Annotated in this window: 11 protein-coding genes; 4 read left to right on the forward strand and 7 right to left on the reverse strand. The window is 61.6% G+C overall.

The genetic code is table 11. The features are described from left to right. Window positions 1–138: 138 nt before the first annotated feature. Both M0H32_RS10095 and M0H32_RS10100 read left to right on the forward strand, forming a co-directional pair. Entirely contained in the window at window positions 139–2,076 is a 1,938-nt protein-coding gene (locus M0H32_RS10095) for a methyl-accepting chemotaxis protein (protein WP_248153493.1), read from the forward strand. Window positions 2,077–2,218: 142 nt separating this feature from the next. Then, window positions 2,219–3,403, forward strand: coding sequence for an NAD(P)/FAD-dependent oxidoreductase (locus tag M0H32_RS10100; RefSeq protein WP_248153494.1), 1,185 nt, complete (start codon window positions 2,219–2,221; stop codon window positions 3,401–3,403). 190 nt (window positions 3,404–3,593) lie between these two features. On the opposite strand, the gene M0H32_RS10105 is transcribed toward M0H32_RS10100, so the two are convergent. From M0H32_RS10105 to secA, 7 genes are all read right to left on the reverse strand, one after another. Continuing rightward, the gene (locus M0H32_RS10105) at window positions 3,594–4,388 is read right to left on the reverse strand and encodes an alpha/beta fold hydrolase (RefSeq protein WP_248153496.1); all 795 of its coding nucleotides are present in this window, start codon (window positions 4,386–4,388) and stop codon (window positions 3,594–3,596) included. Between the two features lie 35 nt (window positions 4,389–4,423). Next, the gene (locus M0H32_RS10110; RefSeq protein ID WP_248153497.1) at window positions 4,424–5,638 is read right to left on the reverse strand and encodes an adenylate/guanylate cyclase domain-containing protein; all 1,215 of its coding nucleotides are present in this window, start codon (window positions 5,636–5,638) and stop codon (window positions 4,424–4,426) included. A 59-nt stretch (window positions 5,639–5,697) separates the two neighbouring features. After that, window positions 5,698–7,203 (reverse strand): glycosyltransferase family 39 protein, encoded by a 1,506-nt coding sequence (locus tag M0H32_RS10115; RefSeq protein WP_248153499.1) that lies wholly within the window; start codon window positions 7,201–7,203, stop codon window positions 5,698–5,700. An 18-nt stretch (window positions 7,204–7,221) separates the two neighbouring features. Continuing rightward, window positions 7,222–7,650 (reverse strand): GtrA family protein, encoded by a 429-nt coding sequence (locus M0H32_RS10120; protein ID WP_248153500.1) that lies wholly within the window; start codon window positions 7,648–7,650, stop codon window positions 7,222–7,224. Next, entirely contained in the window at window positions 7,640–8,674 is a 1,035-nt protein-coding gene (locus tag M0H32_RS10125) for a glycosyltransferase family 2 protein (RefSeq protein ID WP_248153501.1), read from the reverse strand. The genes M0H32_RS10120 and M0H32_RS10125 overlap by 11 nt, the downstream gene beginning before the upstream one ends. Before the next feature lie 93 nt (window positions 8,675–8,767). Then, window positions 8,768–9,583 carry a sulfotransferase family 2 domain-containing protein gene (locus M0H32_RS10130; protein ID WP_282449313.1) on the reverse strand — a complete coding sequence of 272 codons (816 nt, stop codon included), beginning with the start codon at window positions 9,581–9,583 and terminating at the stop codon, window positions 8,768–8,770. After that, window positions 9,471–12,239: a preprotein translocase subunit SecA gene (gene secA, locus M0H32_RS10135; RefSeq protein WP_248153505.1), complete on the reverse strand. Its 2,769-nt coding sequence runs from the start codon at window positions 12,237–12,239 to the stop codon at window positions 9,471–9,473. Before secA ends, M0H32_RS10130 begins: the two co-directional genes overlap by 113 nt. Before the next feature lie 270 nt (window positions 12,240–12,509). Here secA and M0H32_RS10140 point away from each other — a divergent pair, with 270 nt between their 5' ends. Both M0H32_RS10140 and argJ read left to right on the forward strand, forming a co-directional pair. Beyond that, a complete protein-coding gene (locus M0H32_RS10140) occupies window positions 12,510–13,394 on the forward strand; it encodes a peptidylprolyl isomerase (protein WP_248153507.1) in 885 nt (294 codons plus the stop codon). 154 nt (window positions 13,395–13,548) lie between these two features. Next, window positions 13,549–14,790 (forward strand): bifunctional glutamate N-acetyltransferase/amino-acid acetyltransferase ArgJ, encoded by a 1,242-nt coding sequence (argJ, locus tag M0H32_RS10145; RefSeq protein ID WP_248153509.1) that lies wholly within the window; start codon window positions 13,549–13,551, stop codon window positions 14,788–14,790.

Below are 14,790 nucleotides of genomic sequence, written 5' to 3' on the forward strand. Positions count from 1 at the left end.
TGTTAACTGTAAATTGGCAATTTTAGCCAACTCTACGGGGCCAACGTTCGTGTTAAGGGACATACGCTGGTGGCCTTCGGATCTCAATCACCTTTTCAGATCTTGTTCAACTTGTCGGTCAAGGTCAGGATTCTTGCCTTGAGCCTGTTTACGATTGTCGGGCTTCTGGCAATAGGCGGGGTCTTCTTCTGGAGCCAGGGCGAGCTCAATTCCGCCTTCGCGCGCATGAGCGGCAGCTCGACGCTGGCGGAACAGGTCGGCAGCCTGTCTGAAGCCGGCGGGAAACTGCGCACGATTGAAGAACATTATCTCAGCGCGCCGTCATCGGAGAGCTTTGCAACTTTCGCGGCCGAGCTCGAAACGGCAAACGGCATTCTGAACGAGGTTGAGACCAACCCGGCTGCCGCGGCCTATTCCGCCGAAATTGCCGATGTCCGTGACACGCTCGCGGGCACCAAGGGCGCTTTCGAAATGCTCGACGCGGTGCAGCAGAAAATCGGCTATGACGCGACCCAGGGACAGCTCGCGGGTCTCAACCAGTATGCCGGGGCCGTTAAGGACCGTCTTGCTGAGGAAATGAAATTCGGAGGCGGACCGGATTTTGAAAAACTGGCCCGCGCGATCCTGGCGGTACAGCTGGCCGAGAAAGAGTTCACGCTCAACAACACTCCTGCGGCCAAGGAAGTGTTCGACAACCAGTTTGCCGCTTTCGAAAAGTTGCTGAAAAAGGTCTATATCTCCGACGCGATCAAAAAGGAACTCGCCGACAATATGGCCCAGTACAAGGTCACGTTCGACGAGTACACGGTCGCCAACGCCGATAAAGCCAAGCAGGAGCAGCTGCTGAAGGATCTGTTCAGTCTTGTTCCGCCGCACATCGCATCACTGAACCAGGCGGCCAATACCATGCAGATGGAAGCCTCGGCGCAGCTGGAAACGGCCCGGTCCATCGCAGCTTATGCCATTGGCGGCACCATCCTGGTTCTCCTGATCCTTCTGCCCGCCATCGCGATCCTGATCGGTCAGTCCGTTGCACGGCCGCTGGCACGCCTGCAGGCGGCGATGGAAGCATTGGCCAGCGGTCAGACAGATCTCGACCTTCCCGAAATGGCCGGCAACACCGAACTGGCCTCCATGAGCCGCACGGTGCAGGTGTTCCGGGACAATGCCGTGGAACGCGCGGAGCTCGCCAGCGCCCAGGACCTGGAAAACCGCCAGCGAGAGGAGCGCGTCGCCCGGCTCGACGGCCTGATCGGCCGTTTCGAAGGCACGGTGTCCGCGGCTCTCGACAGTCTCGACAGGGCGAATGGCGAGCTGCGCCAGACGTCCCAGTCGATGGAACAATCCGCCGACGATGTTGCCAATCAGTCGGGCGAGGCCAAGGATGCGGTGCGCACCGCGGCCGAGAACGTGACCTCCGCGGCCCATTCGGCCGAGGAACTGGCAGCGTCGATTGCCGAAATCGCCAGCCAGGCCAACAAGTCCACCGAGGTCGCCCAGCAGGCGGTTATGAGCGCTTCCTCGACCGTGTCGACGATGCAGGAACTCTCGAGTGCTGCCGACCGGATCGGCGAAGTCATGGGCCTCATTCGCGATATTGCCAACCAGACCAATCTGCTTGCGCTGAACGCCACCATCGAGGCGGCTCGGGCCGGCGAGGCCGGCAAGGGCTTCGCGGTTGTGGCCGCGGAAGTGAAACAGCTCGCCGACCAGACCTCGAAGGCGACCGAAGACATCGCCACCCAGATCGAGGCGATCCAGGGATCGTCCGGCCAGGCCGTGGCAGCCATCGAAGACGTCAACCGGATCATTGCCGACATGGAAGGCCTTGCCTCGGCCGTTGCCTCAGCAGTGCAGCAGCAGGACGAAGCGGTGCAGGTGATTTCCGAAAACGTCTCCAGCGCCTCGACCCGCTCGGAAGAAGGTGTGACCCGCATGGAAGCGGTCGGTTCCGCGGCGGAACTGGCGCGCTCGAACGGTTCGGAAGTCGAGCAACTGGCAGAATCGCTCGGCCAGCAGGGTGCTCTGATCCGGCAGGAAGTGGCGCAGTTCCTCCAGGGCGTGCGCAGCGCCTGACCGGCCCGCAAATCCGATTTCCTACAAAACGCCGCGTCAGACCCGACGCGGCGTTTCGCCCTTCTGGCGGACCGTGTTTCTTCGTGCTAGCCATTCTTCTCACGATAGCCCGAGAGGGCGTGCTTGAAGAGGGCGGAGCGGAATGCAGGAAGAAATCGTCATCATCGGCGCCGGTCAGGCCGGCGCGCAGGTTGCCCAATCCCTGCGGCAGGGCGGATTTGAAGGTCCGCTGCGGCTCATCGGTGACGAACCCCATCCGCCCTATCAACGCCCGCCGCTGTCGAAAAAATTTCTTGCAGGCGAAATCGGCGCAGAAGGCCTGTGGCTGCGTCCGCCGGCGTTCTTCACCACCAACAACATCGATCATATTCCGAACACGCGCGTGACCCGGATCGACAGGGCTGCCAAGCGCCTGGAACTGGAAAACGGCGACACGCTGCCCTATGGCAAGCTCGTCCTGGCGACCGGCACGAACGCGCGCTTCCTCAAGCTGGATGGGGCCGACAAGACAGGTGTCGTCACGCTGCGCTCCATTGCCGATGTCGACGTGATCCGGGACATGATGCAGGCAAGCCGAAGGATCGCCATCATCGGCGCCGGCTATATCGGTCTGGAGGTCGCCGCCGTCGCCAGGTCGCTCGGCAAGGACGTCACCGTGATCGAGGCGCTGGACCGGCCGATGAAACGGGTGGTCAGCCAGACGGTGTCCGATTTTTTCTCCACGCTGCACCAGGGCGAGGGCATCGATCTGAAGCTCAACACCGGTGTCGAGGCCATTGAAGGGGGCGACAGTGTCACCGGTGTGCGTTTGAGCGGCGGTGAAGTTGTTCCGGCCGAGCTGGTGCTGGTCGCCGTTGGCGCCGAGCCCAATGACAAATTGGCGGAAGATGCTGGCCTGGAAGTGGACAACGGCATTCTGGTGGATGGGTGCGGCCAGACCAGCGATCCGGATATTTTTGCGGCCGGCGATTGCACCCGCTTTTATTCCGGCCGCTACCAGCGCTCCGTGCGCATGGAAAGCGTCCAGAACGCCATCGACCAAGCAAAGGCAGTGGCGCAAGCCTTGCTCGGCCAGGACGTCGACTACGACCCGCTGCCCTGGTTCTGGTCCGACCAATATGACATCAAGCTCCAGATCGCCGGCCTGTCGGAAGGCTATGACGAGACCAAGGTCGCCGGCTCGCCCGCAGACAGCAAATTCTATGTCGCCTATCTGAGAGACGGCCGGCTGATTGCCGTCGACAGCATCAACTCGCCACGCTCGCACATGATGGCCCGCCGGGTCATCGGCGAGACCTGGCGCGACGACCTGCTGCCGGAGGCATGAGGCGGGCAGATTGCGGAAGTGTATAATTCTCGTCATGCCATGGCTTGACCATGGCATCCACGCCATTGCTGGCCCAAACTGCAATGCCATCCTTGTGGCAAAGCAACGGCATGGATTGCAGGGTCAAGCCCTGCAATGACGATGGAAGGGGCAGGAATGTCTGATGCGTTCGGTCGCAGCAGACATTTACTCAGCCAACCGCATTCTGCAGAATGAGCCGGGTGGTTTCCTTCGGGATTTCCAGATGCACCATGTGGCCGACACGCTCGAAGATGTGCGTGGCGACGGTGCCGGGCAGCTTGTGCGCCTGGCGGGTCGGCAACACGCGGTCCTGTGTGCCCCACACGACCTTGATCGGCATGGTCAGGGCCGCCAGTTCGTCGCGGGGCAGGGTCTTTTGCACTGTTCCGTCGATGATTTCGCCGGCAATCGTCTCAAGGGCCGCCGCGGCCCCGGGCCGCGCCCGGCTCTCAGCCGCGGTTTTGGCGAGGAACTTCGGCAGTTTGAACTCCCAGCCAAAGAACTGCTCCAGCAGCACTTCCATCATCTCCGGATCCGACGCCACCGCGTAGCGGCGCAGCAGGCGGTGATTGATTTCCGGGCCGAAACCGCCGGGCGCAAGCAAGGTCATGCTGGCGACCAGGTCGGGATTGCGCAGCGCGATCAGGGCGGCGACGGCGCCGCCCATGGAATGGCCGACCAGATGCACCCGCGGGATGTCCAGCGCTTCCAGGGATTGTGTAACGGCTTTGGCGGCGATGCCCGCATTGCCGATGCGTGGCCAGTCGAGCGCCTCGCCGTGCCCCGGAAGGTCAAACGCGATGGAGCTCTTGCGGGGGGCAAGTCCGGTCTGGATGTTCAGCCAGGTCTGCCGGTCGCCGCCAAAACCGTGCAGCAGCACGATCGGTGCGCCGTTGTCTTCTCCGGTTGCGGCTTGCTCGCGGTGGGGCAGGTGTTTTGGGGCATTCGGGCGGAGATCTGTCATGAAGTCTGCTTTGTCAGGTGGGAAAAAGGCGGGTGTCAGGACGGGGTGGCGCTGGATTCTTCGGCAAGCGTGAACAGCGGTTGGGGGTCGGTGAAGCCGCTGAGCTCGAAGGAGCCGACCGGCTGTGACCTTGTGCCCGCCAGCCGGGCGATATCTTCCGTCATGAGCACATCCGTGCCGACGGACTTGGTGAGGCTTTCGATGCGGGCGGCCGCGTGAACCGTCTGGCCGATGACAGAAAATGTCAGCCGGTGGGCGACGCCGATATTGCCGAACATGACCGAGCCGACCGAGAGCGCGATGCCGGCCTGAAGAGGATGGGCAAGTGCCGGGTCGGCATTCAGGGCGCGAAGGCGGTTGCGGCTTTCATCCGCAGTGGCGATCGCGGATCGGATGGCGTCGTCCAGGTCCTGGGGGCCGATCGGGAAAACACCCAGAACGGCATCGCCGATGAAGTCGAGCACCTCGCCGCCCCGGTCGAGGATGGCGCCGGCCGTGGCCTCGAAATAGGTGTTCAGAAAGCTGAGATAGGCGTCCGGGCCGAGAAACTCAGCGATCGCGGTCGAGTTGCGCATATCGGAGAAAAAGATCACCGCATCGATGGTCTCGCCGTCTCCGTGGCGGATCTGGCCACTCAACACCTTGTTGCCTGCAATCTTACCCAGATAGGTCTCGGCGATGGTCCTGCTGATCTGACCTTCGAGCGTGGCGCGGGCCGCCAGTGCCAGCCGCCTTTGGATGTAGTTGATGGCGGTCAGGGCCTCGTCGGAAAAACCCGCCGGTTCCCGCGTGGCCCAGCTGACGACAAGGCCCGTGCTGTTGAATTCGCTGGGGATCGAGGGAATGTCGAACGGTGTCGGTACGACCATGTAATCCGTGTAACCGGTCTCCGCGAGACGTTCCAGGAGCGGGAATTCCATCGGGGCGTTGGCGTTGGTAAGCCGCCGGCGCAGCATCGGTTCACCGCTGACCAGAACGGCGCGCACAGGGCTCTTCAGCCAGTCCTCCGATTCTTCCTCCGAATGGGCGATGGTTTCGTGCTGGACCGCGTTGCCGCTTTCCCAGAACGCGATCTCGGCTTCGATCAAGGGATGCAGGGTCGACCACGCCAGCATTGCCCGGTCGATGGGTACATGGCACTGGCGCAGCCGTTCGCACATCTCGCCGAACATTGCCGCCATATCCGGTGTGCCAAGTGCCTGGCCAATCAGCCAGTCTTCGATGCCGTCGATTTCCGCCATACTGATCATGGCGCCAAGGTAGTGGTCTTTTGTGCGGGTTTCCAGACGGTCGTGGACAGCTGTGGCGGTTAATTTTCGGGCGCTTCCGCAACAGTGCCGGGTGGAATAATCGACCAGTTTATGGTGACGTCCGGGATCTTGCCGTTTCCAAGGTAGGCAAAGGATTTGGAGCCGTCACGTTTCACGTCCGGATAATAGGCCCTTATTTCGTTGATTGGCCGGTCGCTGTCACCGCGCCAGACGATCATCAGGCCCTTGTTCTGCACGTCCGCAAGATCGATCCAGGGAGAAAGCGTCCGGCTGTGCAGGTAAAACATGGACGGCCGGCCAGGTGCATAGAGCGTAACATTGGCGGCCGACCACATGTCACCGGCAACATAGGCAAGGTCAGTGCCCGTTTCCGCTTTCCAGACGCCGGCCAGATGCTGTGCAATCTCCCCGGCCGGATAGTGGATCCGTGTGTGCTTTGTTTTCCAGTGCGGTTCCAGCACGGCCTGCCCTAACAAAACGCCCAGGAAAATCGCCTGGATGGCGATGGCCGTGACCAGGGCCCGGCGCGGAAACGGCCACAGCGTGGGCAGCGCGAGATACCGAACGGCGAGCATGCCGGAGAGCACGAACATCGGCGTGCCCCACATATGCTCGAATTCGTTGCCGGTGGCGGCGGAAGCCAGCAGAACGACGGCCAGCGGCAAGGCGGCGAACCAGAGCAGGAAGCGCTCCTGGTAGGACGGCAGCGGGTGACATGCCGCCAATCTGCGCGCACGGGCCTGTTTCAGGCCCGTCCAGCCGAGACCAGCCAGCAGCACAAGGATCAGGCCGGCATGGTTTCCGATCTGCGCGCCGAGGAAATTCATGGGATTGACCAGGTGATCGGCGAAGCCGGCCGCAGGTTTGCTGCGGCTGGCGGCATATTGCAAGGTCAGGAAATCCGTCTCGGCCAGCCACATCAGATGCGGCACCAGCAGGAGTGCACAGATCAGCATGCAGACCCAGGGGCCGGGCGTGAACAGATGGCGCCGGGCGTCGGCAAACACCAGGGTGTAGAGACCGATGGTGCCGATCAGAAGCGCAACAAAGTATTTTGTATAAAGGCCGAAGGCGGCGAGCGCGCCGAGCAGGATCCAGTCGCTCAGGCGACCTTTGTCCAGACCCCGGTGGAAGAAGAGTATCATTCCGGCCCAGATGGGCACCTGCAGGATGTTCGGATTGAATTCCGGCATCGGCAGGGTGAAGTAGAACGTCACGCTGGTCAGGACCAAGGCCCAGAAGGCCTGCCAGTCGGTCAGGCCGAGGCGCCGCGCCAGGCGCCAGATGAACAGATATCCCAGTGCGGCGCAGAGCGCGCTCAGCCAGTAGCCGCCATAAGTGCCCCCGCCGGTCAGCCGGTAGCTCAGCTCCAGCAGCCAGGCCTGCATGGGCGGATGTTTGGTGTAACCCAGCTGCATCTCCCGTCCCCAGGCGAAGCCCTCGACCACATCAAGTGGCGGGGTCGGGAAGGTCAGTGTCGGGACAAGGGCATAAAGCAGGCAGATCACTCCGCCATAGATCAGGGCTGCGCGTGGGGCCGTCATGCGGGTGTCTCGCAAGGGTCAGGTTTCGGCGGGGTGATGGGAAAAGGCCCATAACCGCGCACCGAGGAAGGACAGGGCGGGCACGATGGCGATCGATACCAGCAGGCCGAACAGATCCGGCCAGGGCGTCAGCTCCAGCCAGAGCGCCAGGACAAAGGAATTCAATGCAAAGCCGGAAAGCGCGATCACAAGAAACCGTGTCATGCTTTTCAAGGCTTTGCCCTGCTGGCGCAGGTGGGCAAAGCTCCAGAAATAGTGACCGCTGAAGGAAACCCCGAAAGCGACCAGAAAGCCGCAGATATTGGCGGGAAAGGCCGGCAGGGTGCCGGATTGAAGCAGGCCGGTCGCCACAGCGGCATGGGTCAAGGTCGCCAGAATGCCGACAAGCGCGAACTTGCCGGCGGCGGCGGATTCCCTCTTCAGGTTCTGGCGATGGTTATCGGACATCGGCCTTCGTGTCCGTTTGTTCCGCGCCGCCTGCCGGCGCACCCTCGATCACATCCTGCAGAATGAAGACCGGCCGCTGCTTGGCTTCGTTGAACAGGCGGGCGATGTATTCGCCGATCATGCCGATCGACAGCAGCTGAACGCCGGAGAAGAACAGGAGAGCCACCATCAGCGAGGCATAGCCCGGAACGTCGATCCCGCTGAAGAAAACCCGGAAGATCAGATAAAACGCGTAGGCAAAGGCACCGATCGAAATCAGCGCACCGCCATAGAACCAGACGCGAAGCGGCAAAGTGGTGAAGCCGGTGAGGCCGTCGAGCGCGAAGTTCCACAATTTCCAGTAATTGAACTTGCCGGTTCCGGCCTTGCGGGCGGGGCGCTCATAAGGCAGTGCCATCGCCGGAAAACCGACCCAGGCAAACAGGCCTTTCATGAACCGGTTGCGTTCCGGCAGGCGCAGGAGGGCGTCGATCACCACCCGGTCGATGAGCCGGAAATCGCCTGCATTGGCGGGCATGTTGATGTTGGCGAGTCGGTTGAACAACCGGTAGAACATATCGGCGGTCGAACGCTTCATAAGCGTGTCGGACGAGCGGTCGATCCTGAGGCCATAGACAACATCATATCCGGCGCGCCAGCCGTCCAGCATCTGCAGGATCAGCTCGGGTGGGTCCTGCAGGTCGGCATCGATGATCACGGCGATGTCGCCCCTGGCCGCTTCGAGACCGGCGGAGAGCGCCGCTTCCTTGCCGAAATTCCGGGACAGGCCGAGCAGCCGTCCCGGCAGGCCATTTTTCAGGGCCCGGGTGAGAATTTCCGCAGTGCCGTCCCGGCTGCCGTCGTCGATGAAAACATATTCATAGTCAAACCCCGTCTGGTCCAGAACAGGTCTCGTGGCCGCCAGAAAATGCTCTATGACTTCTTCCTCGTTGAAAACGGGCACGACCAGGCTCAACAGGGGGCTTGCCGGGCGCTTTTCCTCGCGGCGGGAAACATAGACATTGGAAGAGACGGGTATCTGCATATGCGGCTCGGATGGTTTCAACCGGCGCAACCTGCCGTAATTTCACGAAAAAGGCCAGTGGAATGCGGGAAACGGCTCAGCGCCGTTGGGGGATCACAGCATTTCGTAGTCGAACCAGAGGAAATCGCGTTTGTAGATCTCGTTGATCTTCTCGATGTTCTCGCGGCTGTCGAGGATCTTTTGCTGAAACTGCGGCGACTGTTTCGAGGTGTTGAGTTTGGGCAGGTGCGAGCGGGCGGTAAAGCCAAGCCCGGCCGAAAGCTCGGCTTCAACCGTGTCCAGCGCCTCGAAGCGGAACACCTGATCGGCAATGAGGCCGCCTTTCGGCGAGATCAGCCAGTCGATCTGCGGATTGGTCTGAGACAGACCCCAGGAGTTGTAAGGTCCGATTGGCGGCCTGTTCATAAGGACTTCATCGAGGAACTTCTCGAAGGACATATCCCCGATCTTGTCGGTGTCGATCATGTAATTGTAGAGCGAAATCGCAGGCGTGTAGGGATTGCGCACAACGGTGAACTTGTAGGAGTTCCTGTTATTGCTCTGAGAAACATAGCCGAGTTCGACCAGGGTCACGTAATTGTAGTGGCCGAAGGTAACCGCTCCGACATTTGGAAATGTCGGAGCGGTCTTGCGCTCCAGCAGCTCCTCCATGCCGGTCTCGGCTCGGAGCCAGTTCAAAAACGATGTGCCCGCGGTCTTCGGGATCCAGAGAAAGCAGCATTGCGGCTGCTTCCGGTTCTTGAAAAAGAGGTGCGCCTTTTTGAGCTGCGTTCTCGTTAGGGGCGTGTCACGGCGCTCAGACGAGTGCGCCGTGACAGTGTTTGAATTTCTTTCCGGACCCGCAGGGGCAGGCTTCGTTGCGGCCGACCTTGCCCCAGCTGGAGGGGTCGTTCGGATCGCGCGGAGCAGCCGCGCCAATCTGCGCATCTGCCAGCGCCATCTCATCTTCCCCGGTAAGCGGGTTGATGTGATGGGCGTGCATTTCCGGCTCCGCCGGCATTTGCGGTGCCTGCTCGGTAACCAGTTCCACGCGCAGCAGCTGGGCGGTGGTCATCTGGCGCAGCTGGGTCAGCATGGATTCAAACAAGGTGAAGGCTTCGGTCTTGTATTCCTGCAGCGGATCGCGCTGAGCGTAGCCGCGGAAACCGATGACCGAACGCAGATGGTCGAGGTTGGCCAGATGCTCGCGCCAGAGATTGTCGAGCGTCTGCAGGAGCACCGCCTTTTCCACCTGACGCATGATGTCCGGTGTGTATTTGGCAACCTTCTGGGCCATGGCCTCGTCGGCGGCTTTGCGCAGGCGGTCCTTGACCTCCTCGTCGGCAATGCCTTCCTCGGCCGCCCAATCCTTGATAGGCAGATCCAGGTTCAGGTATTTCCTGACCTCTTCCTGAAGGCCTTCCGTATCCCATTGTTCAGGATAGGCGCGTTCCGGAATGTGGCTGGCAACCAGGGCGTCGATGACGTCGTGGCGCATGTCGGAGACCGCGTCCTGGATGGCGTCGCTGTCCATCAGTTCGATGCGTTGATCGAAGACCACCTTGCGCTGGTCGTTCATCACGTCATCGAATTTCAGAAGGTTCTTACGAATGTCGAAGTTGCGTGCCTCGACCTTCTGCTGCGCCTTTTCCAGAGCCTTGTTGATCCAGGGGTGGATGATGGCTTCGCCTTCTTCCAGGCCGAGCTTTTGCAGCATGGAATCCATGCGCTCGGAGCCGAAGATGCGCATCAGATCGTCCTGAAGGGACAGGAAGAATTTTGAATGGCCCGGGTCACCCTGGCGGCCGGAACGGCCGCGCAGCTGGTTGTCGATGCGCCGGCTTTCGTGACGCTCGGTGCCGATCACGTAAAGACCGCCGGCAGCCAGCGCCTTCTGCTTGAGCACTTCAACCTCGGAGCGGATCGACGCTTCCTTGGCGCTGCGCTCTTCGCCTTCGGGCATGTCACCGAGTTCCATTTCGATCTGCATCTCGGCGTTTCCGCCGAGCTGGATGTCCGTGCCGCGGCCGGCCATGTTGGTCGCGATGGTCACGGCGCCCGGCAGGCCTGCCTGGGCAACGATGAAGGCTTCCTGTTCATGGTAGCGGGCGTTGAGCACGGCGAAGACCTTGCTCTTGCCGCCGTCCTTTTTCTGGGCCGCCGCGAAGGCCGCCGGATCGCTGAGATCGATCTGCTTGTAACCGTGCTTTTTCAGGAGCTCGGCCAGATATTCGGATTTCTCGATCGAGGTCGTGCCGACCAGAATCGGCTGGCCGCGCTCCTTGCAGTCATCGATCAGCTGGACAATGGCGTTGAACTTTTCCTGAACGGTCCGGTAGACCTCATCGTCGTCGTCGATGCGCTTGACGTCAACGTTGGTCGGGATCTCGACCACTTCGAGCTTGTAGATGTCGGCGAACTCGTCCGCTTCCGTGGAGGCCGTGCCGGTCATGCCGGCCAGCTTGTCGTACATGCGGAAATAGTTCTGGAACGTGATCGACGCCAGGGTCTGGTTTTCCGGCTGGATGCGTGCCTTTTCGCGGGCTTCCAGGGCCTGGTGCAGGCCCTCGGAGAAGCGGCGGCCCGGCATCATGCGGCCGGTGAATTCGTCGATGATGACCACTTCGCCGTTACGGACGATGTAGTCCTTGTCACGCTGGAACAGCTTGTGTGCCTTCAGCGCCTGCTGCAGGTGGTGCACGACGGAGACGTTTTCAACGTCATAAAGCGACTCGCCCTTCAGGAGGCCCGCTTCGCTCAGGAGATTTTCGAGCTTTTCGTTGCCGGCTTCGGTGAACGTTGCCGAACGCGCCTTTTCGTCGAGTTCGTAGTCTTCGTCCGTCAGGTGCGGGATGAAGGCATCGACGGTGTTGTAGAACTCGGAGCGGTCTTCCAGCGGACCGGAGATGATCAGCGGTGTCCGCGCTTCGTCGATCAGGATGGAATCGACCTCGTCCACGATCGCGAAGGAGTGGCCGCGCTGAACCATCGATGCGCGGTCATGCTTCATGTTGTCGCGGAGATAGTCGAAGCCGAATTCGTTGTTTGTGCCGTAGGTGACGTCGGCGGCATAGGCCGCGCGGCGTTCCTCATCGGAAAGTCCATGCGTGATGCAGCCGACGGTCAGGCCGAGGAACTTGTAGACCTGGCCCATCCAGTCGCTGTCGCGCTGCGCCAGATAGTCGTTCACGGTGACCACGTGCACGCCCTTGCCGCTCAGGGCATTGAGGTAGACGGGCGCGGTTGCCACCAGCGTCTTGCCTTCACCGGTGCGCATCTCGGCGATTTCGCCGGAATTCAGCACCATGCCGCCGATCAGCTGCACGTCATAGTGCCGCTGGCCAAGCGCCCGGCGGGCCGCTTCGCGGACCGTCGCAAAGGCCGGGACGAGCAGATCGTCAAGCTTCGCGCCGTTTTTCAGCTGGGTGCGGAACTCTTCGGTGCGTGCCCTGAGGGCCTCGTCCGAGAGCGCCTGAACTTCCGGCTCAAGGGCATTGATCTGTTCGACCCCTGCCCGAAATGTCTTTACCTTCCGGTCGTTCGCCGTACCGAAAATCTTACGTGCTAAAGCGCCAAGGCCAGCCATGTGGCGGTCCTTCCCTAACGGGCGGCGCCAACTGGCTGTCCGGCGCCTGCCCATGAAATCGTCTCAATTGCTGTCCACGTTGCCGCCAAGCGCAACGCGCTGGCCGGTGAACGCGGCCGAAAAGATGCCATCCGGACTTTGCAGCCGGAACGCTCGACAGATAAGAGGGGGCTGAATGCTTGTCAACGCCGCAGGAATGCGCAAAGTAGCGTCGCCCTCCGAAAGGTCGGGCGCAATTAGTTTACAGTTCCGATAGGTAAAGGACTTCTCATGTTCCGAATTTCGATGCGCAGGCCGGCTCAGGCGCTTGCCGTTTCCTTCCTGGCCCTGACGCTCGGATCCGCTTCGTTGTCCGCGGCAGAGCCCGGCGACGTGGTCGCAAAGGTTGGCGACGCGGAAATCACGGAAGCCGATATGGCATTTGCCGCTCAGGACCTTGGCCAGGAATTGCAGCGTTTCCCGCCGACGCAATGGCGCAAGCTGCTGCTGGACGTCATGATCGACATGGAGCTTATGGCGCATGCGGCGCGTGAAGCCGGCCTGGACAAGGATCCCGATTTCCAGAAACAGCTGGAATTCCTGGAACTGCGCGCGCTGCGCAACGCCTATCTCGGCCAGAAGATCGACGGCGGCATCACCGAAGACACCGTGAAGGCCGCTTACGACGAGCAGTTTGCGGATTACGAAGGCCCGGAAGAACTCAGCGCCAGTCACATCCTGGTGAAGGAAAAGGCGGAAGCCGAAGAGATCATCAAACAGCTCGACGAAGGCGCCGATTTCGCCGAACTGGCCCGTGAAAAATCGACCGGCCCGTCCGGCCCGAATGGCGGCAGCCTCGGCTATTTCACGCAAGGCCAGATGGTCAAGCCGTTCGAAGAGGCCGCGCTCGCGCTTGAGCCGGGGTCCTACACCAAGGAACCGGTCGAGACCCAGTTCGGCTGGCACGTGATCCTCTTGAACGACAAGCGCCGTCAGGCCAAACCGGAGCTGGAGGAGGTTGCCCAAGGTCTGCGCCAGCAGCTGATGCGCGAAGCCTATGACGCGCGCATGGCCGAGCTGAAGGACCAGGTCGCCATTGAAATAATCGATGAGGACCTGGCAAAGACCGACGAAACGGAGGCAGCGCCCGCCGGTGCCGCCGCGACGACCGAATAAGACGGCTTAACACCCCAACTTAAGGACCCGGCGGCCACGGCTGCCGGGTTTTTGCTGTCTGGATTGACGGGGCACTGCAGGTCGAAAAGACTTGCGCAGGTCCAGTGCTTATGGCTAGGGAACGTCAATTCATTCTTTGACCGGGACTGCTTCGATGTCGACGACCGTTTCCCCCCTCGCACCTGCCTCCTATCCGGACATGCCGGAGATCAAGGGCGTGGCCTTTGCCACCGCCTCCGCCGGGATCAAGTACAAGGGCCGGACGGATGTGCTTTTGGCCACGGTGAGCGCGGGTACGTCGGTCGCCGGGGTCTTTACCAAGTCCAAATGCTCCTCGGCGCCGGTTGACTGGTGCAAGGCACGGGTCGGCGCCGGCAAGGCGCGGGCTCTTCTGGTCAATTCCGGCAATGCCAATGCCTTTACCGGCAAGAAGGGCAAGGCGGCCGTTGAACTGTCCGCCGAGATTGTCTCCGGTGCGCTTGGCTGCGCCGAAGCCGAGATTTTCCTGGCGTCGACAGGCGTTATCGGCGAGCCGCTGCCCGCGGAAAAGTTTTCGGGCGTCGTCGATGAGCTGAAGGCCAATCAGGGCAGTGCCTCCTGGCTGGACGCAGCCAAGGCGATCATGACCACAGACACCTATCCGAAGGTGGCCACCGCCGCTATCGAACTCGACGGCGCGACGGTGACGATCAACGGCATCGCCAAGGGTGCGGGCATGATCGCGCCGGACATGGCGACCATGCTGTCCTTCATCTTCACTGACGCGCCGATTGCGCCGGCGGTGCTGCAGGCGCTTGTGAGCGGCGAGGTTGACGGCAGCTTCAACGCCGTGACCGTCGACAGCGACACATCCACATCCGACACGGTGTTGCTGTTTGCAACAGGGGCAGCCGCGGAAGCCGGTGTCGAGCCGGTGGCCAGCCTGGACGATCCGCGGGTGGATGTGCTGCGGGCCGCGCTTGGCGACGTGATGGTCGATCTGGCGCATCAGATCGTGCGCGACGGCGAGGGCGCACGGAAATTCGTCGAAGTGCGCGTCGAAGGCGCCGAGAGCGATGCCTCTGCCAGGAAAATTGCGATGTCGATCGCCAATTCGCCCTTGGTCAAGACCGCGATCGCCGGCGAGGACGCCAACTGGGGCCGTGTCGTCATGGCCGTCGGCAAGGCCGGTGAGCCGGCGGACCGTGACCGGCTGGCCATCTGGTTCGGCGATGTGCGCGTCGCGGTGGAAGGCGAGCGAGATCCTGCCTATAGCGAGGAGGCCGCCTCCGCCGTCATGAAACAGGAAGACATCGTCATCCGTGTCGATCTCGGCCTAGGGACCGGCCAGGCATCGGTCTGGACCTGTGACCTCACCAAGGAATATGTCGCCATCAACGGCGACTACCGGAGCTGA

Source organism: Roseibium sediminicola, assembly GCF_023156505.1.
GTDB lineage: Bacteria > Pseudomonadota > Alphaproteobacteria > Rhizobiales > Stappiaceae > Roseibium > Roseibium sediminicola.